The organism is Lysinibacillus agricola (genome assembly GCF_016638705.1).
Taxonomy (GTDB): domain Bacteria; phylum Bacillota; class Bacilli; order Bacillales_A; family Planococcaceae; genus Lysinibacillus; species Lysinibacillus agricola.
In genome coordinates, this window is sequence record NZ_CP067341.1 from 4,202,062 (window position 1) to 4,223,460 (window position 21,399).

Here is a 21,399-nt window from a genome sequence, read left to right on the forward strand (position 1 = left end):
AGTGTAATGCTAATCTACCAGCCTATACACCCCTGTTATGACCAAAGGGTCGCTTCCAGCCTAGTGACCCTTTCAATAGTTTCTTTACTCATATTGTGCAGTAACTTAAATTTCACACATACCTTCATAACCAAACAATTGGAAAATATTTACCTATTAACTTTTTTACATGATAAAATAAACACTAAGAGTGATTTTATTTATAAAGAAAGGAAGTAATAGTCATTCCAACATGTACAATTAATAATGTAGATTTATACTATGAAATTAAAGGGAAAGGTGAACCTATAATTTTTACCCACGGTGCATCATGGGATAAAAATCAATGGGATAAACAAGTAGATTATTTTTCTCAATATTATCAAACCATCACCTGGGATGTTCGTGGTCATGGAGCATCCTCTCTTCCAAAAGGAATGGTGGATGCAGTTGATTTCAGAAAAGATTTAATTGGATTGATGAATCATCTGCAAATTAAAAATGCTCATTTATGTGGTTTATCAATGGGTGGACACATCTCTTTACAAACAGCTATTCATAATCCAGAATACGTGAAATCTCTTATATTAATAGGTACCCCTTTTACTAATAAATTTAATTGGTATGAAAAGTTACTAGTTCCCTTAAATCGTTTTTCTAATCTGTTTATTCCAATGTCAGTGTCTGCAAAAATTCAGGCGTATACACTATCCAAGTTTAACAAGGAAAATAAACATTATATCAATTCCACAGTTGCATCGATGTCTTATAAGAATTGGGTCCGAATATGGAATGCAGTTTCCAGAATGGAAAGTAGAAATGATTTAGATAAAGTGAATTGTTCTACGTTAATATTATACGGTGAAAAAGATACTATGATTAAAAGACAGCAAGAGTATCTACATAACAACATTAAGCAATCACAATTGATAATAATAGACAACGCCCATCACGCAACGAATTTAGATAATCCAAATCAAGTAAATGAAAATATCCACCAGCACCTTATCAACTCATCAGATATTTATTAAAATTTTTTGTGCAGTAAGTTCAATAATTCTATTTTTATTACTGCACATTTTCTTTCTATATAGCAAGAGAGAAATCGTAGCGCTTGTAATACTCCCTGCGGTTTTGAAACTTTCTCGCCCTTCAATCGTATTTATAATAATATAAATTGGAGGTGTCCTTATTGAGTACTAATATCAAGATTGTTGTTTTTTGTGTGTTATTATTTATAGTTATCTCAACCCTGCTAAATATTATAGAATTTAGAGATAACTATTTGTTATTCCAGAATTTATTTGAACAACTTTTTGACCAAATATCATCCAGTATTTATCAGGGCACCAACTTGAGTGACTATTTAAATGCTTTGAGGGAAAGCATAGTAAACTTAATGTCTAGCTATATAAATTTACGCTCAGTCGGTAGTGCATTTATTTGTACTATCGTTGGTATTGCTTTATTAATAGAACCAGACCAAGAAAATGTTATAGAATTTGGAAAACGTTTATTCGACTATTTCTTTCTTTGATATAGCATATTTAGTTTTACATCCTACATATTTATAACTCAAACTTCGCACCAATATAAATCGGCTTAATCATTGAGCTTGTTTGGTTCTTTACAATTTCAGTAGGATTCTTGACAAAATGTTTTATAAATACAAAAAACACCTCATTCTTTGGTATAGTGAATTTGACTAGAATACACTACCAAACGAAAGAAGTGCTTTCATTATGATAGAGCATAATGGACCAAACAATCAACTGTCTAAAGAATTAAAATCTATTTTTAATGAATTAGAAATTTTTAAACATTTACGGAAAGCTGGCATTACGAAGAAGTTTGGGTTTACAACTTCTTATTTGTTTCACCTCGTATTCTGTTTAATTTTTCATCATAAGAGTTGGTGTACCCTTTTATCATCCAAAAAGGGAGATTGTTATCCAGCCAAAGATGCCGTTTATCGTTTTATGAATCATTCTAAATTTGCTTGGCGTCGTTTTTTAACCTTTTTAAGCGCACACGCCGTTCAAAAAGTCGATGCACTAACAGATGAAAAAGCGCCCAAAAACACTGATTATTGACGATTCGATGTTTGATCGGAATCGTAGTAAAAAGGTTGAGCTTCTCGCACGTTGTATGGATCATTCCTCTTTAACGAAGCGCTTCTATAAAGGCTTTCGTATGCTTACTTTGGGTTGGTCAGACGGCTTTACATTTATGCCGCTTGATTTTACGTTACTGAGTTCAAAAAATGCACAAATCAATGGGATTTCGAACAACATCGACAAACGTACCTCGGGCTATAAACGTCGTGTAGAATCGTTAGAATCCGCGCCTACAATCATTCCAAGTATGCTTGAAAGAGCCTTACAAGCAGGTGTATCCGCTGATTATGTGTTAATGGATACGTGGTTTACACAACAACCGCTCATTCAATCCATCGTTGAACTAGGTCTGGATGTCATTGGTATGGTGAAAAAAATACGAACCAACGTTATTTGATGAACAACCAACGACTCTCTTTTAAAAAGAATTGTATAAGATTGCCACACCTGTCCCAGACAAGAAAGGAATTTTTGCGATCGATTCATACAACGATGGCAAATGGCGTTCAGGTAAAGGTTGTATTTGTCCAAAAACAGAAATAAAAAAAGAGTGAGTGGCTTTGCCATTCTTAGCACGGACTGTACGCTTTCTGAACAAGAAATCATTCGTATTTATGGAATGCGTTGGGACATCGAAGTCTTCTTTAAGACAACCAAATCATTATTGAGACTTCAAAAAGAATTTCAAGGGATGTCTTATGATTTACTCATCAGTCACACAACCATTGTCTTTTCAAGATATGTCGTTTTGTCCTGGCAAAATCGCTGCCATACCGACCAGCGAACATTAGGTGGCATTTTCTATGAACTTTGCGATGAAGTAAATGAACTCGATTGGGCTGTCGCTTTACAGCAATTAATCGAGCTTCTTGAAGATACCCTAAAAAAGACAAATACAAAAATCCAAAAACTAATCAAAAGTCAACTTCAGCAATGGATCGCCAGCCTTCCTAATTATATCAAGGCTTATTTGTCGATTTCAGTCTGCGAAGTTTGAGTTTATAATATTAAAATATATAATTTTACTGACTTGAGTGGTTGCTCTGGTCTTTTTTTATGCGTTAGTTACTGTACAAAATGCTTATCAATGCCTCACCCCCTACTACACGTAATGGTTCTGACACGATCCTCAAATTGTTCAGTAATTTTGATGGAATGCTGATTAAAAATCATCCCATTTTGGTTCATGACTAGAAGAATAAGCCCATACTCCATTTGCTTCTAAACGTAGTAAATCAATTTTTACAGCTACATATTCATCATCAAATTCATTTCTGATATAGTCCTCGGCAACTTCTTTAGTTGGTAAAAAGCACGTTTCCTTTAATTCAACAGCTAAATCGTCTGTTGCATAATCGTAATATACACCTTCTTTATACTTGTAACCTATCGCCCAAAATTCCATTGAATTTTTACCTCCTTCTACCGAACAATATCTTTCCCAAGTGATTTATTAGATTGTTTAAGAAGCCATTGAAATAAGGCCTTTTGCTTTTTTAAATGCCTTTACACCATTTTTGGAATTCATGTCGCTATATTTGCGAGGTTTCGGATTATTAGGTTCGTTTTCTTGGCAACCTTCACGATTTAATTGTTGTTGGAAAAATTCTTCCGGACACCAAACGGCATAATATAATATAGATTCCTGCCAAAAACCCTGCTAAGATTTTTCTTAGCAGGGCTTATTTATAACTATTAAGTTTTTAAGAAAAGCTTGGTTTGACCTTCCTTTTATTTTAAAGTCTGTGACCAACAAAAAAATATTTGCACGCACGTCAGAGAACACTATACGAGAAATTATCAGTTTATTTCCTATGATAGGTTAATGCCATTTGAATGCAAACAGAGATCTCACCAATTGGTAGTTCTTCTTTGGGATCTAGCACAATGGCTCGGTTTTTTGAAAACTCAAGCACATTTGGAAACATCTCTCTAAATGTTTCTACTAAGGTTGTTTGACAATGAAAAAAGATGGCAATCTTATCTTCTTCAAAACAGTCTATTCTGAGCGGAGAAGCACTTTTTATAGTATAGCTAGGCTGATTCCATTTAAGACTTTCTAAAACAGTTTCATTGGGAGAAACTTGTTCTGCTATATTAAAAATAAGCTCTCTAATTTGTAATAGTGGTTTTTGATATTCAATAGGATAATTACTAAAAATAGTTTCAACAGCTAAATTCTCCATAGGTTTCATTTTTATCACTCCTTTCAAAAAATTAGATAAATTTTCGTATTAATTAGTAGTTATCACAGGAATCCACAGCTCAGATTTGTAGGTCGCTGCACTCATGTCACCTTGTGAATAGATTTCTATTCTAGGAATATTAGCTTGACTATACTTTGAACTAGGTAACCATTCTTTAAGAACTTTTTCCTTGAGGTTTATCATTGCACTGGGCAATACTCCCAAACAAGTGAATACTAGCCAAGTCGCTGCCGGAATTTCGATCACCAGATCGTTTTTTTGTTCATTAGTAGTTACACCAATTGTATATTGAAAAAAAGGTTGCTTATTTTCAGTTGATACACCTAAAAATCCATTTATATTACCATTAGAAAAACGTAGAATATCCTGCATTTGCTCTTGAGATAAGTTAGCCCACATCTCAGATATACCATTAAAATTTTCGCCATCATTTACTAAAGGATATTTTCTTGATAACCCTGTAATTCTGAATTCTTCTTTTTGCACAACTTTAAATTCCATGTCTGTCATCTCCTAAAATGAATATCTCCCAACTTGTTTGGGAGTTTTAATTTATCATTCTAAAGATGACAGCAGTATGTCATCATTTATAAGTTTTCGCTAAATTTTCTATTATTAACTTATGCTGTTTTCTCAACATCGGAGGGTGTATAACTTGTACATCATTTCCAAACACCAATAACTGGGGCAAAATAGTAAATAAATTCAGCGAATGAAAAGAAACTATGATATGGTTCTCTTGAACTTCAATTTCTTCTTCCAAATAGTAATCATAAAGCATTCCTAAACTTTCTCGTTTAAATTTAAGCTGTACTATCATATTTTCAGATTGCAACCATTTTTTATTAGTCACTATAGTTTTTTTGAAAACAGTTTTAAGATTTTCGATTTGACGTATTCTAGTTATTTTGAAATAGCGAAAATCTTCTCGAGTTTCGCAAAAGGCAAAAAGATACCAACTGCCATTTAATAAAGATAATTCATAAGGATGAACAGTTCTTTTAGTGAAATTCCCATAACTATCTACATAGACGATACCAAGTTTTTCATTGTTTCTTAACGATGATTCGATAGTTCCCAATTTCTGTTGAATACTTTTTTCGATTTCTGGTCGATGAACAGTAGGGGATTTAACTGAAAACTGATTAGGTTGACTATCATTTCCCTCATACATTAAACTTATTTTTTCTTTAATTGTACTTTGCTGATTGGTTATACCTAGTAGTTCATCTTTTACATTAATCGCCGTTAGAATATCTTGCTTTTCTTTATTATTATACGTTAGTGTTCGTAGTTTAAATGATGGAAGCAAAGAAAAACCACCTTTACTACCTGGAACAGATATTATTGGAAATCCTGCATTCTCGATTGTTTCAATATCACGAAAGATTGTTCTTTTAGATACATTGAATCGTTCAGCTAATTTAGCTGTTGAAAGAATTTCATTTTCTAAAAGCAATACAATTACAGAAAGAATACGCTCAATTTTTTTCATATTATTTCTCTCTCCTCAAGTATAAACTAAAAGTAAACATTTTTGATGACATACTATTGCCTTCTTCTCTTTTTTAATACTTTCTTCTGAATCTGTTAAATTGGGAATCAAGCAGTAGAAAATAAATCCCTGCTAAGATCACTTTGACCTTCTATCAACGCGAGTGGGGGTAATGCTTGCCCGTGTATCCATGAGGTTACCCTTTTAGATACCTCCACTCTTTCACCTAGTTTTGAATAGCTTAACAAAAGGGGATTATTCACTATTTTCTTTATGTACTTGTTTACATCTTTTTTATTAGTTTTCATTCCTTTCCGCTTGCCCCTATGATCCATATTTTAGGCGAGATACCTAATGTCAACAAGCATAATCTTTTCTCTTTCATGTATTGGACCGCTTTCATTTGATTCAATTTTTCACCGATGCCCAGCTGCGCAGACAACGTTACTTAGGTGAAGCAAAAAAGCAGCACAAATCCCGATTTATCGACCGCTGTTTAGCGCGAAAACCGGAAGAGTTAACAGAGGAAGAACGTGGTTTTGTGCGTGAATGGCTACGGGAAGATTTTCATACAAAGCATATCTATCAAGCATTGAATTACATGCGTTATGTGTTAAAAACTACAACGGATACACAAGCAACAAAGCGCTTAAAAAACTGGCTCGAACGCTATCAATTTCACACAAGTGGTGTAGTTTCAAAGATAGCTAAAACCGTGATTGTTCGTGAGAAAGCAATGGTAGATACCATATACTCACCTTTCTCAAACGGCATTATGGAAGGCACAAATAATAAAATTAAGCTCATCAAAAGACGTGGTTTTGGCTACCGAAATGATGCCCATCTTTTCCTCCGTTTACGTTTGGAAACAGGTCATTGATTTTGTCATCCCCGTATATTGGCGATGAGCCCAAATTAAGGAAATTTATTAACATATTTACATTTTTAACCGATAATACCCTTGTAACACAAAAAAATCAAAAGGGAGATGTACATATGAAAAAATATTTACTAGCTGTTGGAATTTTAACAAGTGGGTTGTTGGGACTAAATACAGCTGAAGCTTCAGAAATAGAAAAAGATACGATGAAGCAGATCCATTAATTGAAAATCTAAAAACAGAACACCCTGATTGGACTATTACACAGGTAACTTCAGATGAGGCTGCTAAAGTTAAAGAAGAATTAAAAAATAGTCCAGTTCTAAGAGGTCCAGCAGCACCATTAACAGCTCTTTATATTGACAAAGTAGTATCTCAAGTTGGAACAATCAATCAACATACTGAGAATATTGGCTTGCAGCAAACTTCTCATGCAGTTTCAGGCACTGTTTCTGTAGCAGTTATGGAAGTTGGTTATGGAAATGACAATCAATGGTTAGATGATGAGCGTATTACTTATTAAAATCGTGATTATAAAATTAATGTAGCTTCTATAGATACAAATAATGACAGAATTATAGATGCGTTTTATCATACAGTAACTTTTAATTCAGACTTAAAAATCTCAAGTGGAACTTCTGCATTATATAAGTTTAATTCTACTTCACAAAATTACCCTTGGAACACCATTGAAAGAACTATAAATATTCCACATTTATAATTCAAGAATCCATTGAAGAGAGGTGTATTTTAAAAATGGTTTCTATGGAAGATTTGAGTATAAGGTTAACTATCCTTCAAGGAGCTTACGGATATAAAGGTTTTACTGAACAAGTTGGCGAGAATATGTATAAAACTGATTTGAAAGCTTTTCAAGAAACAATAGAAAATGCAAAAGAACCTATTGATGCTAGTAAAGTTTCAAAGTTATCATCCGATCAAATTAAAGTGTTACAAGGTGCTCCAAGTGGTAGTTGGTTAGTTCCTTTATTGAATAGAATGGGACAATTAGGGATGATTGATTTGCGAGAGGGTCTAGTAAACCCTAAATTATTTCAATATACTTCGACAATAAATGCTTATAAACGATCGATTTAAGACATTTTAACGGAAACACAAAAAAGCCTAGGACTCAAAATTAATTGAGTACCTGGGCACTTCTGTTACATGATCAAATTGTTTTAGCCATTGTTATATTCGTAATTTCATAACCCATTTTTTCATATAAGCCACGTGCAATTTTATTTTGACCAAAAACGTGTAAACCAATTTTATTTACACCTAACCCTTTAGCAATAGTTTCAATTTCTTTCATTGCTTTCTTAGCATAACCCTGCCCTTGATATTGTTCAAAAATCATAAAATCATAAATAAAACCTTCATTAGGTTTTGTAGGGTCTTTTTGTGCAATCCAAATCATTCCAACTAAAATATCATTGTGAAAGATAGAGAATAAATGATTATTCTCGGTCTTCTCATCTTTTGGTAGCAGTTGATTAAATGATTTCTTCGACAAATCAATCGCTTCATCTTCACTCCAATTCCCAGAAGCGATCTTGTCTTTTGCATAGTCTTCAATTGCAAAACTGATATAATGTTTGAACTCTTCTTGGTTCATAGGTTTTAATGTAATCAATTTATTTTCCTCCCATTCTATTTTTCAATCTTAGCATTTTTTGAAAATTCCCCATAATAATTGGTCTTACTTCATTTATTTACTATTTACCTCTCCGCTGTTGAATTGTAATATACAACCCAATTAAACGGTCAGTAGTCATAGTACCACTTTGTAAATCCTTCAAGTGTGAAGCTTGAATAATACCATCCTTTACTGCCTGTGCAATTAAGCCTTCTTACACTTATTTATTTTGTACGCTGTTCAATGATAAGTTTCAAACCCTCATAATCGCCACTTGTCATAGTTCCATTATCAAATTTATCTAGCCATGACTTATCAATCAGCTTTTTATCTACCGTTTGTTTAATGTGTTCACGTACTGCTGCTTGTGTAGTCTCATTCGAAAATTGCATTTTATCATCCTTTTCTGTTGGTTTGTCCTCCTCAATTGATTGTGTGGAAGGCACTGTTTTACCCAAATATGCTGCTAATTCTTTTGCAATAGCCGTACATATCTTCTCGAAATCGCGTCGATAAATAGCAGCGTCCACTGTTGAATTTACAAAGCATACTTCTATTAAAATGGCTGGCTCATACGTGCTAGCGAGAACACCTAAATCTAATCGCTGTTTTGCGCCTCTATTCAATAACCCTCCACCAGTTGCCACTGAAATAGCCTTCGAAATACGCGCAGCTAATGCTTGTTGGTCATAATATAGTACCTCTGTACCAATCGGCTTTGAGCTATTCCCACCAGAATTAAAGTGTATAGAGACAATTAGACCATCGCGGTCCTTGTTGTGTTGGCTAACTAGATAATTTATATTTTGACGTTGGTTTGTTGATGAATTGTCCTCGTAGTATGTGCATGGTACTTTTGAAGCCTTTAATATCTCATAAACTCGTTTTGCTACCCTACGAGCTTCAGTAACTTCATTTAATATTCCCGAAGCACCACTACCTGGATTAATCCAGTGACCAGGATGAATTTCTATTGCGATTTTCAATATTTATCAAAATATAAAAAAACACTCAAAACCTAGTATGCATAAGGCTTTAAGTGTTTTTCTTTTCGGTTGAAAATCAACCTTTATTTTGTTATAGACGTCCCAGGAGGGATTCGAACCCCCGCCGCAATATCATTTCGTCAATAATAACCGTTCAATTTGCGTAGTTAGAACGGTCATTGATTACGCATAATTGACCGCCTTCGTAACTACTAATTATTCCCGATTATAACCGATGATAAATCCGCATTGCAAGCGATATTAATTATTTACATTCGTAGTACATATCATAGGCGTCTTTTGTGACGACGCTATCAACGTCAAAACGTTCTCTCTCGCGTAAGAAATAGCGAATAAATTCGATTTCACGTTTAGTGTACTTCCTCCATTTCCCTACATATTCAGCAAATCCATCGATTCTATCCGAGAAATAATCTGCTAATTTACTTAGCTTTTTATCGTCGATTCCTAATTCTTCTTGCACATATTTACCTGTAAAAATTCGTTTATCATTCATACGTTGTCACCTCTCTATATCGTAATATATCCGAACATATAGCGAGATAAACATCAGCTTCGGATAAAATAACTACTATATATGTTGCGTTATTTTTCCGTCAGTATTTTCGCATTATTAAACCGTAAAAAATACTAATGTGAAACGACTCGAGACGATCAACTATCCGATTCAACGATTCTCGATGCGTCTGACAGCTCAAAAAAAGAACGATCAAGCCGAAGCTCAATCGTTTTTAGTTTATTTCATTTTGTTTGCTTTACGTTTTAATTTCTCGATGCGACCTTCGTAGCCGCCTTTCGTACCGTCATTCAGACTATAAATTAAGGCTTCTTCCGCTATGGATATTGCAGCTTGTATGCGTCCTTGCTTCTCATATAGAATTGCCAATCGTTTAAACGGGAATAAGTCCTGTGCCCCATTAAAGATGCGATCTTCTTTAATCGTTTTAATCATCGGCAATACTACGAGTGCGTAACGCTCACATGCTACGTAATCCCCTTCTTTATACGCTAGTTCAGCTAAGTCACGAAGTGAAAAGTATCGATCAACATCATTATTGGTATATTTGATCGACTCTAAAAGTAACTTTCGTTTTAAAACGCTGTTACTTCCTTGAGACATTGACCATAGGAATTTCCATCTATCTCCGACATAAGTTCGGTCTCCTTTATCAAGATCGTCACGTCTGTACGGTTTACCTGTCGTTAATTGATACGGATGTCCTAAAGCATCTTTAATTTCTTCAATTTCCGACTCGGATAACGTACTATAAAAATCCTCTAACGCTAAATGACGGATAATTCCGCCTGGCTTCTTCTTAAAAATGGATAACATTTACACCCCTCCCACCTATTTATTCTACTTATTAATTATTTTCCCTTTTATAACCCCCAAATGAAAAAAAGTTGTATGTAATGTCAGAGCAACAGATGACGCCTGTCAGAATCGAGGGCTTTGGGGGTCACGCACTTTCAACGCAAAAAAAGAACGACCAACAAACGAGGTTTAATTCGTTCATTGATCGTTTTGTTATCGTTTTATTCCTTCACGTTCAAGCAATCGATAAATCGTTCCTGTTCCAACTTTGTAAGTCTTACGAATGTCAGCGATTGAAACGCCGTCTTGATAATCTTTAATGATTGCGTTGCGTCTGACTTCTTCTTCTCCGCCTTCAACTAACTTCGTTTTACGTCCTTTAAACTTCCCTTTGGCTTTAGCGATTTCAATTCCTTCACGTTGACGACGCTTATTCTTCTTACGTTCTTGCTCCGCAACATACGCTAACATTGATAGGAATTGATCCTCTAATAGCTTACCGATGTCACCCATAGACTTAAACCGTCTACTATCGAATAGCTCTGCATTGGACGTTATAACGATGTCCGCGCCTACCTTCCGCGTGATATACTTCCACTCGTCAATTACATCGTCATATGAGCGTCCTAGTCGATCTAAGTCGTCCATATAGATTAAGTCACCACTTTGTATAATGCTGCGTAACTCTTGATATTGCGGACGGTTCGTATCCTTACCAGACGCTTTATCGACGAATACATTCTTACGCTCAACGCCTAGCTCCTTCATTGTCGCAAGCTGACGAGCCTCGTTCTGCTCAACTGTTGATACTCGTACATAACCGTAAGTTGTCATCGTATTACCGCCTTTACTCGTTATTGTTACCATTATCGTACCAATAATTACGGTAACAGTCAAACGGTAATTTAAGAATGGCGCTATACCAACGATTGTAAGCATTCATTTTCGTTACCACATAAGTGTACTCTATCGGTAATGCAACCCCCATGAGTTTCAGACCGCCCCGTCCAATCCGATCGCCTGCCCGGTGTATCTGCGTTAACATTACGTCATCTTACTTATGTAAATCGCCACAAATCCGAGTTCCTTCTATTATATGTGCGTTAAAGCTGCGTCAATATAGCGAAGTAATGTGACTTCCCAAAGTGTTTTGAGGGCGCGTCCGTAAAAGGCGTCTGCCCGGTATTTTACGCCCCCAAAACGTTCTCAAATGAGTAAAAATGTAACATTTTATAATAGCGGTAAATCGTAGATTATATCCTCCAAGTTACGATACCCGTACCATCCTCCGCATAATTCCGCTAATGAAAACACACGACGTCGCGTTATTCTATTGTACTCATTTCTCGTATGTTTAAACGCCTTATCGAGCAACCTATCGCACTCCTTTTGAAACGTCTTATCCTGCATACGCCAGCGATATAATGTCATGCGCGTAATTTTACATAGGAACGCCACTTCTTCCATCTTTATATAACCGCTATTCTGCGCTAGAAGGACAACCGCCCGTACCTTCTTTTCTTTTCCGTTAAATTTTTCTCGTAACCTGGCGATGTCTTTATCACTTACTAGATACGGCTTAACATTGCGCTGCCCTACGATTAATCGATCGTACATAACGTCTCTCCTTTATATATTTAGTTCTTACGCAATTAGGCATAAAAAAGACGGCAAGCACCGCTGTAAATTCGATGCCTGCCTTCGTTGTATAAACGTTATGCCGATCTTTTAACCAAAATTCAATACGATTTTTAGCCAACCTGCGTCGCCTGCCTTTCGATTAATTTCGCTAGTTTATACGCAATCTTTTCGATGTCTGCTTCTTCGCGGACTGTGAACGAATTGCCGGAAATGATTACTCCGCCAGTACCGTTCCCGCCTTTGCCTTCCGAATATTCCTTGTTTTCTCGCGCAGTTAAAACGCGTTCTCCTTTATGGAGACGCGCTGAGTAGCCATCGTATGGAACGGAATCTAGTCCGCTGTAGTGAGATTTCTTACCGCCTTTACCTCCGCCGCCAGGTAATAGGTTCTTAGCCCAACTAACAGCGTTTGAGCCGATACTTCCGATCCAATCTGGCACCTTAATTTTACCGAGAATGTTAGCGAAATCTTTCAAATAACCAGCTGCCTTACTAATCCATCCGCCAAGTGTTTCAAATACAGGAGTTAATGCTTTTACTATTTCCGTAGCCATGCCGAAAGCTTGCGTGAATGCTCCGGATAGGAATGCTATAAATGGACCGATGATCGTATCCCATACTAATCGTAAAACTTCGAAAGTTGCTCCGATTACTGAGCCCATAAGCTCTAATACTGGACCAACAACCGCCCACATCATCTGGAACCCGGTCATAACAAACGTAATCGCTGGCGCAAGAATGTTATTCCACGCTAACATTGCAACATCTGCTACCATTTTCATGGCGTTCCACAAAGCGCCAAGTATCGGCTGAGCCATAGCCCAAAACGATTGAAGTACTGGCACTACGTAGCCAACGATGCTTGAGAACACCATCATAAACTGCTCTTTCAACGTAGAGAATCGCGATACAATAGCGTCAATTGCTTCTGGAGATATGAGCGTTTCAAGAACGCCTCTAAATCCGCCCTCTTTAAATGCTGTCATTAACGTCGAGATTTTCGTTTTGATACCGTCTACTACCGCATTCACCTTTGTTGCTATATCCGGCGGGAATAGTGTGCTGATTAAGCCACCTGTACCGCCCGTCTTAAATGCGGACCACAACTCTTTTACTTTACCAACAATGCCGTCGATAGCTCCTCGGAAACTTTGGCTATTGTCGTAGAGTGCTTTAAGTCCGACTGCTGCTGCGGCTATACCAGCGGCGATTAGCGAGATTGGATTAGCCAATGCCGATATTGTCCCTACCACAGCTAATGCAGCTACAAACGTTGCGATTGCGGTTGCAGCATGTGCGATTGGCTTTCGCCATTTTACGAATAAATCATACAAGGCAATTGCTTTATCGGTTGCTTTGCCGAGCATCGCACCTAACTTGTCGCTGATAGCTTTGGTGTCAAGTCCGTCAAACATCTTATTCATTCGCCGTAAAAAGTCTGCAAGTTTACCATTACTCTCCATGCCGATGTCTTTAAAGAATGTCCTGGACTTCTCACCCAATTGTGCCCACAAACCTTTAGTTGTGTCTCCCATTTTATCTACAGTTTTCTGTGTGATTCCCATACCGTCTAACATCTTGTTAATCTCTGAAATTTGCTTTGGAATATCCATCTTCTTAATATCATTAAGCTTTTGCCTATCAAGCCCAAACCGCTCAACCATCGACATAGCATCACCTTGCCAGAGCTCCTTCAAAGCGAAGGCTGCTCCGTCTGTGCCTTGCGTAGGGTCGAACCATAAGACGTTCGATAATCGACCACGCTTTGCCAAGTTCATCAACGTCTTTAGTCATCGCTACAAGTGATTTTGACGAAGCAAGCATATCCGTAGAATTTAGCAAAGGACTATCGATCGCCATTTTATCGACCATCTTCATGTAGGCATCCGATTTTTGAGTATCGTTAAATATTGCTTTAACTGCGACCTCTGACTGCTCATAGCGCGCTGCAGCGCCAATTGTCGCATCAAACGCTTTGGCCGCCCCTTGTGCTGTCAGATATGCACCAGCAAGTCCGACAAGTGTACTCTGTAGTCCGCCGAATGAAGCGCTGAGTCCGTTTGAGCTAACATGCAAACGACTGACTTGCGCAGCAAATCCACCCATTCGATTAGATGCGGATGATACCGCACTACCAAGACGATTAGTCGCTGATTGCGCTCTCGACATGCTATCGCTAGTTGTACGGCTTGTCCGGTTCATACCCTCCATCATCCGCGTGAGTTTACGCATCTGTTGCGAACCCTGGTCACGCATCTTAAATACGGCCGTTAAATTTATCATTTTAGATGCGATCAACTCTCTTTGCCACTATTTCCGCTAAACGATCGGCTTGTTGGCTTGCTGCAATATATCGTTTGCGTGCGCTTATATCACCATTTGCATATTCGATTGCGGCGTTTAATGCCTCTAAGCGTTTGCGAGCGTGATTCGCTTGTATCCGACCACTCATTGCGATAGCTAAAAGTGGTATACGAAATTGCTCAGCTTGCTTAACTTTTAATTGCGCGACCTTACCGTGCAATCGCTCTACTTCAACTACAAACGTAGCCGCAGCGAGTATTACTTCGTTATCGCCTAGTATTTGTGTTACTTCCTGTCTGCGGTGATTTATTTTCATTTCTCGCATCCCCCTTGCGGTTTATGAATAGAAAAAAGACACGACGGTTAAGTCATGCCTTTGCGTTAATATTGCGTTATTCGGTTTGTCGTTAATTACTATGCGTCTACTGCCTCAATTTCCGTTGATTCTTTTTCTTCATTTGCCTCAACTTGTCGTTTAATTTGTACATAAAGAACGCGAGCACTTTCTGAACCTAATGCGCGAGCCATTTGCATGGATGCAGAAATGTCATCACGAGTAACTGTTCCTGCCGCCAATTTTTTTGTTAGTTCTGATCGCACGATATTGTAATTTATCATAATTATTTCGCTCCTTTTGTTTTTGTTGGCACTTCTGCGATATATTCGAAATCGTTCGGGTTATGCCCGTGTGTAAATAGACTAACTTGGTTTATCACCTCGCGTACTCCTTTTACAGCTCCTTGACTTCGCATAACTTTCGCTGTACCTGTCGGGTGAGCAATCGCCTCAATCTCGCTCGTTTTACCTTGTGATCGATTTGCTCTAGAGATTTCAGCAATCTCCTCACGTAAATATCCGTAAGCATCTTCGCCTTCGCGATGATCAATAATACAACTTAGCAGTAAGTCCCTTGCCATTTTTAATTTTGCCTCGACAATCGGTTCATATTCCGATCTAACTTTAGGTACAAACACTTTTTGATATTCGTTTACTACGTCTACAGATGAAATTGTACCTTCCGGCATAGCTGCGTGTGCCAACGCTAAATCACGCTCACGACGTGCAACAACCTCTTTCTGTAAAGCGATATCTCCGTCGATTTTATCAAGTTGAGCAGTCGCATCTGTACCATGTTTAACGCTATCTGTAAACGTATGCTCATATTGTGTCTATAACTCACTTAAACGTGCGCGAGCACTTTCTAAGTTTGTTTGATATTGCAAGTGTTTAGCTGCTCTTTCAGCCCCTTCTTTTCTGTAATCTTGTAATAATTTAAACTCGTGTTCTTTAATTGTCATCTGATTTTATCCCCTTTGTTTTTAGTATTTGAATAATTTTTTCTAGCTTGTCGATACACCACAATCGCCATGTCGGAATAACAGGCATTGGCTGTTCGTCTTGCTTGTCCAACTCGAATAATTCGACTAACATTTCCTCGTTACGGGTAATCTGCTCGCGAGTCCCTTCGACTTCACGCCGATAAATTACTGGGAATTGAGCGCTCATTAAGTCTCGGTACAGCTCTTGACTATCCGTCTGCAGCTCGTTTATTTCATACGTATATAAATCGTCTAGCAAGTCGATTACATCGTCGTAAGGCTTTGAGATTTCGCCAATTAAATTGGATATGCCACTTTCGTCAGTTTCGTAAATTAATAGTGACAGGAACGGAACCTCTCGCAAGGCAACGATTGATAGCAAGCCAAAGCGCCAGGCTTCAACTTCTCGATTATTAGACAGCGTATTGCACCGCCTTTTGTTTCGCCTCATTACGTCGAACCTCTGCAGCTTCATCGCGTAAGTGACCTATCATTTGTTCAACTTCAATGTCAGTCAGTTTCCGACCAATAAGACCTCCTATAAAACGCTGTACGAACGGACGTAATAGTTCCGGTTTGAATCGCTCTGGATATTTATCGAATGCTTCTATCGCAAATAAATCATGCTTTGTACTATTACAAGACCTACACGCAGGCAAGACATTAGCCTCAATATTAACTCCACCATAACTACTTGATTGCGGATATACGTGGTCACAAGTGGCGACTACATTGCCGTCAGTAAAATCACAACCACAATATACACATGCCTCCGTCAAAATGGTTTCGATATACGCAGCGCTTACCATCGGTGTAGTTTGTCCGGCTTTAACGGCATATGCGTAAGCACGCTGTCGAGCATATTCACCATTCTCCCTTCTGTGCTGCTTCCTACACTCGTTACAGATATTCTGATGTCCTGTTTTACTTTTCGCATCACGGCGGAATAGCTCAATTACTTTTGTCTCGTTACAGATTCGGCAAGTAAGTTCTTTACACATGGCGCTCACCTACTTCCATAGCAAGCGCAAGTCTTGTTTCGATGTAAGCTAGTTTTGCGATTAATTGAAGGTATTCTAATGTCATTTCATATCTGCTCCTTTTCATTTCAAGTGTTTATATTTACGCTACGTACTCGATCGTGACATCGAGATTTTGTCGCGCAATTACCATCTTCAAGTGATTCAATAAAGCTGCGTTAGGATTCTGCTGAGTTGCATTGTATTCGTCAGCGAGTGGCTGGCTATTCGTTTGAACGTGTAAAGCTACGTCCTTAAAAGGTTGCAGCACACGAATGAGCGTCTTAAATGCCGGATAAACTGCATTGCTCTGAGTAAAATTTTCGGCATAAATGCTCCCGTCTGAGATTTCGATTTGAACATCATATTCTGCGACGTCAATCTGCGTAATTGTTTGTTTTAGCTTCATTCTTAAACTCCTCCAAATCGATTAAATTGTGTTCTTATTGCTTGTAACTGCTCACCATTTCCGCCAAATACTACGCGTGGGTTTACTGTGATTCCTTTTTGACGTCGGTCATTCGTGTTTTCGAAGAATCCAAATACAACTTTTCCGTCAATTTTCACGCGATTCATCGTCAATTTCAGCTTTGCAGCATTCGCATATCCTAGTAACTCCGCTAAACTTTCAATATTCATCGGTTGTAAACGATCAGGATCCGTTTCATCAGGATTGTGACAAACGATATTTGTCTCGAAATTCAAAAACGGCAATACCGAGTAGACTAGCGCAAGCTGTCCAACCGTTCTGCCGTTTGATAAATCGTATAAATCACGTACTGTTTTCTTAAACATTCGTGTATGTTGTAAATCCGTTGTATGTGATTGAATTGACTTAATGTTTCCTCTGAAAAAGACGGTGGGATTCATGGAGGGCACTGAAAAACTTACGTTTTCATAAAAGCGAACCTTTTTCAGATAATAATAAGGCACTTCTTGTTCAATTTTGATATGCTCCCCATTAGGTAGACAGATTAAAAAATAAAATCTGTTTATTAAATGGGGAGTTTTTTATGACGAAACAATTAATAACACCTGAAATGAAATTGTTAGCTCTTCAATATGTAGAGGAAGAGCTTTATTCTATTCGAGAAATTTGTGAAAAGTACGCTATTTCGACTTACACATTTAAAAGCTGGCGTACTAAATTTAAAAACCGGGGAATTGAAGCATTAACGCCAGCTAAGAAAAATAAGTTTTACTCCAAAGAACTAAAAGAACGAGCAGTAGCAGACTACTTAACAAAAAAGTATTCAATGTACGAAATCCTCTCAACATATGAAATTAGCAGTTGGTCGTTGTTCAAATCATGGTTAAAAACCTATACTAGTCATAGTGAATTAAAAGATTCGGGTAAAGGAATGAGCCAAACTATGACTAAAGGAAGAAAAACAACCGTAGTAGAACGCATTGAAATCGTCAAAGCCTGCCTAGCAAACGCGAAGAATTTTCAAGAGACAGCAGCACAATATGAGGTATCTTATCAACAGGTGTATCAATGGGTACGTAAGTTTGAACAAGATGGGGAAAAGGCCCTTCAAGATCAACGAGGTCGTACAAAACCAGCAGAAGAACGCACACCAGAAGATGAATTACGCTTAAAAATTCAACAGATGGAGCGCGAAAATGAACGATTACGTGCAGAAAATTTACTACTAAAAAAGTTAGAGGAAATCGAAAGGAGGTATCGTTAAGTAAAGTTCGCATTCAAAGCCTTTATTTCGCGATCCAAGAGCTAGCGAAGCATGAAAACTTATCGATTATTTTATTATGTAAAATCGCCAAGGTATCCCGTGCAGCTTATTACAAATGGCTCAATCGTCAACCCTCAGCACGGGAATTGGAGAACCAACAGCTAATGGCGTCTATCCAACACTTATATACACAATTAGATGGCATTTATGGCTACCGCCGTATCGCAATGACTATTAACCGCCAACGTGAAAAAGAAAACTTAGCGAAAGTGAATAAGAAGCGTATTTATCGTCTAATGCAAATTTGTGGTTTAGAGGCGGTGATTCGCCGTCGTCCGAAAAAGTACCGAAAGGTGAAACCGGATTACGTAGCAGAAAACGTGTTAGCACGTATGTTTACAGCCGAAAAGCCGAATCAGAAATGGTGTACAGATGTGACAGAGTTCAAGTATGGTAACGGTAAGAAGGCTTATTTAAGTGCGATTATCGATCTTTATGATAAGTCCATTGTGAGTTACGTATTAGGTCATTCAAACAATAATGACCTTGTTTTTGAGACGGTAAGACCAGCTATTCGTCAACTGTCAAAAGATGAGTTTCCGCTTTTACATAGTGATCGTGGGTATCAATATACATCTAAAGAATTTAAGCGAATTATGAAGAAGGCAAACCTAACACATAGTATGTCGAGAGTCGGCCGTTGCATCGATAATGGGCCAATTGAAGCGTTTTGGGGGACACTGAAAGTAGAAAAGTATTATTTACATAAGTTTGAGACGTTTGAGGCATTAAAACACGCCATTGATACGTACATCGAATTCTATAACAACGAACGTTATCAAGAAACATTAAACGGCTTGAGTCCTTTAGAATTCAGGACTCAAGCCGCTTAAAGCATTTTTATTATTTCCACTGTCTACTTGACAGGGAGCAGTTCATTTTGAACAGGAAGTGCCTTATTTCTGTCTCTATTCCTTATTCATTTTCGTTTAGTAGCTTTAATATCCGTTTCAAATTGACGGCGAATATCGTTGTAGCACCTTGAATTTCCATGCCAAATAGACCCGCAGTCGATGCCGTATCGTACCCGTGTCCGTTTTTTAATTCACTATTCTTCGCTTCTACTTTGTAGCGATTTGCGGCTAATTGCTTAAATGCTTCCGTATTTTGAAATGCCTCTTGTTCGGCATGTGTATCCGACTTAATTGTGACAGAATATGTTTTACTTTTTGCTCCTTCTTTATAACAGCCCTCTCTCATTGGACATACTTTGCATTTTTCAATATCAAAATAATATGTCTGACTTTGACTCTTACTCGTTCCTTTTTTACCTGTACGTGCTTTTTTTGTCGCGAGATGACCGGCTTTACAAATAAACATTCCAGCATCTTTATTAAACTCAAACTTGTCTTCTTCTTTTCGTGGTCCTTGTGTAAGAATAGGATTCAACTTTGCCACAAGTGCGATTTTCTCTTCTTTTGTATATTCGATATTTCCCTTTTCAGAGTAAGCTGTGTCTCCAATAACTGTATTAATTTTCATACCTGCTTGTGTGCTTTTTTCAATTAATTCTTGAAGATATTTCCCATCGCTTTTTTCACCTGTTGTAATGACAGCCGCTGTAATAATACGTTCATCACTCAGTGCGATATGTGTCTTGTACCCGAAGAAAGAAGATTCCGCCGTCTTATGCCCTTTTCGCGCATCCGCATCAGAAGAGTAATTTAGATGTTCTTGGAAATCTTCTACGACTTCTTTTAAGACATTCAGTTTTTCTTTGACAGCTGGTATTTGTGCAATTTGTGGTTCCTTTTCAATGACTGAAATGATTTCCTTACAGTAAGCTAATTCATCCTTTACTTCGTTAGAAGTGGTCTTTGCGGGGAATTTATTTTTCATCGATTCGTTTATTTTATAGACAGCTTTTCGAACGTTTTTTGATTTCTCTTGTAAAAATTCTTTCGGTGATTTTTGGTTGTAACGTGCTTTTGTATGTGTGGCATCCACAATAATCGTTTGACTGTTGATGATTTTTTTCTCCAATGCGATCTCAACTGTTTTCCCAATGAGCATGTCTAATAAGCTTACGTCTTGGAGACGAAGCCGACGGAATTTTGTAAGCGAACTTGGATCAATGACCGGATCTTCTGGCGCCATATCCAAGAAATATTTGAATGACATATCATACTTTGAGCGTTCTACTAGGTCGACGTCTGATACATCATAAATCGCTTTTAATAATAAGTACTTAAACATGCGAATTGGAGGAATAGCATTACGTCCATTGTCTAAACAATATTTTGTTTTTAACTCTTCTAAAATGAATGAAAAATCAACAAGTTCATTGATTTGGCGAAGCATATTATCTTTTGGCACAACAATATCGTAGATCGCCATGTATGGACTTAAATGAAGGGTTTCTTGATTTGAAATTATCGGGGACACCACCTGTACATTAATTCTTTTATTATAAAGGAAAGCGTGACTAAAATAATAGTATGATACATTGCGTTGTTTGGAGAAGCATCGCTCGACTCCTGCGGGAAAGCGAGACAGACGAGACCCCGCACGAAGCGAAGCGTAGGAGGAGGCTCGGCGCTCCATAGCTGTCAACTTAAGATTTTAAAAAACATCCAATTGATTATTTTTTTAATGAACAATGAGTTTTACGTTTATAGAAAGAGGGAAAGTATTTTTGGGAATACCAAATAAACTACCCTTATAGATATGGTAATTTTTGGTTATTCTATATAAGTTGAAGGCGTTTAAAGGCTGTCCCCTTG

General features: G+C 37.5%; 26 protein-coding genes and 1 pseudogene. 6 read left to right on the forward strand and 21 right to left on the reverse strand.

Annotation, left to right across the window (positions count from 1 at the left end):
• Nucleotides 1-290 precede the first annotated feature (290 nt).
• The 3 genes and pseudogenes from FJQ98_RS21005 to FJQ98_RS21015 all read left to right on the forward strand — a co-directional run bounded on the left by FJQ98_RS21005 (nt 291) and on the right by FJQ98_RS21015 (nt 3,093).
• The gene (locus FJQ98_RS21005) at nt 291-1,010 is read left to right on the forward strand and encodes an alpha/beta fold hydrolase (RefSeq protein ID WP_343069298.1); all 720 of its coding nucleotides are present in this window, start codon (nt 291-293) and stop codon (nt 1,008-1,010) included.
• Between the two features lie 161 nt (nt 1,011-1,171).
• The gene (locus tag FJQ98_RS21010) at nt 1,172-1,516 is read left to right on the forward strand and encodes a hypothetical protein (RefSeq protein ID WP_053596688.1); all 345 of its coding nucleotides are present in this window, start codon (nt 1,172-1,174) and stop codon (nt 1,514-1,516) included.
• A gap of 205 nt (nt 1,517-1,721) precedes the next feature.
• A pseudogene (locus FJQ98_RS21015) lies at nt 1,722-3,093 on the forward strand (IS4 family transposase).
• Nucleotides 3,094-3,258: 165 nt separating this feature from the next.
• On the opposite strand, the gene FJQ98_RS21020 reads toward FJQ98_RS21015, so the two are convergent.
• From FJQ98_RS21020 to FJQ98_RS21035, 4 genes are all read right to left on the reverse strand, one after another.
• Complete coding sequence (locus tag FJQ98_RS21020) at nt 3,259-3,501, reverse strand: hypothetical protein (RefSeq protein WP_053592719.1); 243 nt, start codon at nt 3,499-3,501, stop codon at nt 3,259-3,261.
• 400 nt (nt 3,502-3,901) lie between these two features.
• A complete protein-coding gene (locus FJQ98_RS21025; RefSeq protein ID WP_053592718.1) occupies nt 3,902-4,291 on the reverse strand; it encodes a DUF1801 domain-containing protein in 390 nt (129 codons plus the stop codon).
• Nucleotides 4,292-4,330: 39 nt separating this feature from the next.
• Nucleotides 4,331-4,804, reverse strand: a complete 474-nt coding sequence (locus FJQ98_RS21030; protein WP_053592717.1) for a GyrI-like domain-containing protein — start codon at nt 4,802-4,804, stop codon at nt 4,331-4,333.
• Between the two features lie 82 nt (nt 4,805-4,886).
• Nucleotides 4,887-5,798 carry a helix-turn-helix transcriptional regulator gene (locus tag FJQ98_RS21035; protein WP_053592716.1) on the reverse strand — a complete coding sequence of 304 codons (912 nt, stop codon included), beginning with the start codon at nt 5,796-5,798 and terminating at the stop codon, nt 4,887-4,889.
• 388 nt (nt 5,799-6,186) lie between these two features.
• Here FJQ98_RS21035 and FJQ98_RS21040 point away from each other — a divergent pair, with 388 nt between their 5' ends.
• Both FJQ98_RS21040 and FJQ98_RS21050 read left to right on the forward strand, forming a co-directional pair.
• Nucleotides 6,187-6,678, forward strand: coding sequence for a transposase (locus FJQ98_RS21040; protein WP_075807151.1), 492 nt, complete (start codon nt 6,187-6,189; stop codon nt 6,676-6,678).
• Between the two features lie 756 nt (nt 6,679-7,434).
• Entirely contained in the window at nt 7,435-7,776 is a 342-nt protein-coding gene (locus FJQ98_RS21050) for a hypothetical protein (RefSeq protein ID WP_053592712.1), read from the forward strand.
• 73 nt (nt 7,777-7,849) lie between these two features.
• Here the strand turns inward: FJQ98_RS21050 and FJQ98_RS21055 are convergent, their stop codons facing one another.
• The 16 genes from FJQ98_RS21055 to FJQ98_RS21125 form a co-directional block, all read right to left on the reverse strand.
• Nucleotides 7,850-8,314 (reverse strand): GNAT family N-acetyltransferase, encoded by a 465-nt coding sequence (locus FJQ98_RS21055; protein ID WP_053592711.1) that lies wholly within the window; start codon nt 8,312-8,314, stop codon nt 7,850-7,852.
• A 227-nt stretch (nt 8,315-8,541) separates the two neighbouring features.
• Nucleotides 8,542-9,303, reverse strand: a complete 762-nt coding sequence (locus FJQ98_RS21060) for an N-acetylmuramoyl-L-alanine amidase (RefSeq protein WP_053592710.1) — start codon at nt 9,301-9,303, stop codon at nt 8,542-8,544.
• Between the two features lie 265 nt (nt 9,304-9,568).
• On the reverse strand, nt 9,569-9,820 hold the full coding sequence (locus tag FJQ98_RS21065) for a hypothetical protein (RefSeq protein WP_053592709.1): 252 nt from the start codon (nt 9,818-9,820) through the stop codon (nt 9,569-9,571).
• Nucleotides 9,821-10,060: 240 nt separating this feature from the next.
• Nucleotides 10,061-10,657: a hypothetical protein gene (locus FJQ98_RS21070; RefSeq protein ID WP_053592708.1), complete on the reverse strand. Its 597-nt coding sequence runs from the start codon at nt 10,655-10,657 to the stop codon at nt 10,061-10,063.
• A gap of 195 nt (nt 10,658-10,852) precedes the next feature.
• The gene (locus tag FJQ98_RS21075) at nt 10,853-11,506 is read right to left on the reverse strand and encodes a recombinase family protein (protein ID WP_425492707.1); all 654 of its coding nucleotides are present in this window, start codon (nt 11,504-11,506) and stop codon (nt 10,853-10,855) included.
• A gap of 363 nt (nt 11,507-11,869) precedes the next feature.
• Nucleotides 11,870-12,256 carry a phBC6A51 family helix-turn-helix protein gene (locus FJQ98_RS21080; protein ID WP_053592707.1) on the reverse strand — a complete coding sequence of 129 codons (387 nt, stop codon included), beginning with the start codon at nt 12,254-12,256 and terminating at the stop codon, nt 11,870-11,872.
• A gap of 134 nt (nt 12,257-12,390) precedes the next feature.
• Nucleotides 12,391-13,647: a phage tail protein gene (locus FJQ98_RS21085; RefSeq protein WP_201406533.1), complete on the reverse strand. Its 1,257-nt coding sequence runs from the start codon at nt 13,645-13,647 to the stop codon at nt 12,391-12,393.
• A gap of 307 nt (nt 13,648-13,954) precedes the next feature.
• Nucleotides 13,955-14,482 carry a hypothetical protein gene (locus FJQ98_RS21090; RefSeq protein WP_143114556.1) on the reverse strand — a complete coding sequence of 176 codons (528 nt, stop codon included), beginning with the start codon at nt 14,480-14,482 and terminating at the stop codon, nt 13,955-13,957.
• 82 nt (nt 14,483-14,564) lie between these two features.
• Nucleotides 14,565-14,900 carry a hypothetical protein gene (locus FJQ98_RS21095; protein ID WP_053592704.1) on the reverse strand — a complete coding sequence of 112 codons (336 nt, stop codon included), beginning with the start codon at nt 14,898-14,900 and terminating at the stop codon, nt 14,565-14,567.
• 98 nt (nt 14,901-14,998) lie between these two features.
• Nucleotides 14,999-15,202 carry a hypothetical protein gene (locus FJQ98_RS21100; RefSeq protein WP_053592703.1) on the reverse strand — a complete coding sequence of 68 codons (204 nt, stop codon included), beginning with the start codon at nt 15,200-15,202 and terminating at the stop codon, nt 14,999-15,001.
• A 2-nt stretch (nt 15,203-15,204) separates the two neighbouring features.
• Nucleotides 15,205-15,624, reverse strand: a complete 420-nt coding sequence (locus FJQ98_RS21105) for a hypothetical protein (protein WP_053592702.1) — start codon at nt 15,622-15,624, stop codon at nt 15,205-15,207.
• Between the two features lie 129 nt (nt 15,625-15,753).
• On the reverse strand, nt 15,754-15,882 hold the full coding sequence (locus FJQ98_RS27325) for a hypothetical protein (protein WP_277815917.1): 129 nt from the start codon (nt 15,880-15,882) through the stop codon (nt 15,754-15,756).
• Nucleotides 15,872-16,354, reverse strand: a complete 483-nt coding sequence (locus FJQ98_RS21110) for a hypothetical protein (RefSeq protein ID WP_053592701.1) — start codon at nt 16,352-16,354, stop codon at nt 15,872-15,874. The genes FJQ98_RS27325 and FJQ98_RS21110 overlap by 11 nt, the downstream gene beginning before the upstream one ends.
• Nucleotides 16,317-16,904: an HNH endonuclease gene (locus FJQ98_RS21115; RefSeq protein ID WP_053592700.1), complete on the reverse strand. Its 588-nt coding sequence runs from the start codon at nt 16,902-16,904 to the stop codon at nt 16,317-16,319. Before FJQ98_RS21115 ends, FJQ98_RS21110 begins: the two co-directional genes overlap by 38 nt.
• Nucleotides 16,905-17,025: 121 nt before the next feature.
• Nucleotides 17,026-17,331, reverse strand: a complete 306-nt coding sequence (locus FJQ98_RS21120; RefSeq protein ID WP_053592699.1) for a hypothetical protein — start codon at nt 17,329-17,331, stop codon at nt 17,026-17,028.
• Between the two features lie 2 nt (nt 17,332-17,333).
• Entirely contained in the window at nt 17,334-17,717 is a 384-nt protein-coding gene (locus FJQ98_RS21125) for a hypothetical protein (RefSeq protein ID WP_143114554.1), read from the reverse strand.
• 218 nt (nt 17,718-17,935) lie between these two features.
• Here FJQ98_RS21125 and FJQ98_RS21130 point away from each other — a divergent pair.
• A protein-coding gene (locus FJQ98_RS21130) for an IS3 family transposase (protein WP_201406534.1) occupies nt 17,936-19,509 on the forward strand; the annotation gives its coding sequence in 2 pieces (ribosomal slippage) (nt 17,936-18,578 and nt 18,578-19,509; 1,575 coding nt in all).
• An 82-nt stretch (nt 19,510-19,591) separates the two neighbouring features.
• On the opposite strand, the gene FJQ98_RS21135 is transcribed toward FJQ98_RS21130, so the two are convergent.
• Nucleotides 19,592-21,052 (reverse strand): IS1182 family transposase, encoded by a 1,461-nt coding sequence (locus FJQ98_RS21135; protein WP_053592720.1) that lies wholly within the window; start codon nt 21,050-21,052, stop codon nt 19,592-19,594.
• Nucleotides 21,053-21,399: the final 347 nt, after the last annotated feature.

Coding starts and splice junctions, on each gene's coding strand:
- FJQ98_RS21020 (WP_053592719.1), bottom strand. CDS start 3,501: ATGGAATTTTGGGCGATAGGTTACAAGTATAAAGAAGGTGTATATTAC.
- FJQ98_RS21025 (WP_053592718.1), bottom strand. CDS start 4,291: ATGAAACCTATGGAGAATTTAGCTGTTGAAACTATTTTTAGTAATTAT.
- FJQ98_RS21030 (WP_053592717.1), bottom strand. CDS start 4,804: ATGGAATTTAAAGTTGTGCAAAAAGAAGAATTCAGAATTACAGGGTTA.
- FJQ98_RS21035 (WP_053592716.1), bottom strand. CDS start 5,798: ATGAAAAAAATTGAGCGTATTCTTTCTGTAATTGTATTGCTTTTAGAA.
- FJQ98_RS21050 (WP_053592712.1), top strand. CDS start 7,435: ATGGTTTCTATGGAAGATTTGAGTATAAGGTTAACTATCCTTCAAGGA.
- FJQ98_RS21065 (WP_053592709.1), bottom strand. CDS start 9,820: ATGAATGATAAACGAATTTTTACAGGTAAATATGTGCAAGAAGAATTA.
- FJQ98_RS21070 (WP_053592708.1), bottom strand. CDS start 10,657: ATGTTATCCATTTTTAAGAAGAAGCCAGGCGGAATTATCCGTCATTTA.
- FJQ98_RS21075 (WP_425492707.1), bottom strand. CDS start 11,506: ATGGTAACAATAACGAGTAAAGGCGGTAATACGATGACAACTTACGGT.
- FJQ98_RS21080 (WP_053592707.1), bottom strand. CDS start 12,256: ATGTACGATCGATTAATCGTAGGGCAGCGCAATGTTAAGCCGTATCTA.
- FJQ98_RS21085 (WP_201406533.1), bottom strand. CDS start 13,647: ATGCTCGGCAAAGCAACCGATAAAGCAATTGCCTTGTATGATTTATTC.
- FJQ98_RS21090 (WP_143114556.1), bottom strand. CDS start 14,482: ATGAACCGGACAAGCCGTACAACTAGCGATAGCATGTCGAGAGCGCAA.
- FJQ98_RS21095 (WP_053592704.1), bottom strand. CDS start 14,900: ATGAAAATAAATCACCGCAGACAGGAAGTAACACAAATACTAGGCGAT.
- FJQ98_RS21100 (WP_053592703.1), bottom strand. CDS start 15,202: ATGATAAATTACAATATCGTGCGATCAGAACTAACAAAAAAATTGGCG.
- FJQ98_RS27325 (WP_277815917.1), bottom strand. CDS start 15,882: ATGACAATTAAAGAACACGAGTTTAAATTATTACAAGATTACAGAAAA.
- FJQ98_RS21110 (WP_053592701.1), bottom strand. CDS start 16,354: ATGAGGCGAAACAAAAGGCGGTGCAATACGCTGTCTAATAATCGAGAA.
- FJQ98_RS21115 (WP_053592700.1), bottom strand. CDS start 16,904: ATGTGTAAAGAACTTACTTGCCGAATCTGTAACGAGACAAAAGTAATT.
- FJQ98_RS21120 (WP_053592699.1), bottom strand. CDS start 17,331: ATGAAGCTAAAACAAACAATTACGCAGATTGACGTCGCAGAATATGAT.
- FJQ98_RS21125 (WP_143114554.1), bottom strand. CDS start 17,717: ATGTTTAAGAAAACAGTACGTGATTTATACGATTTATCAAACGGCAGA.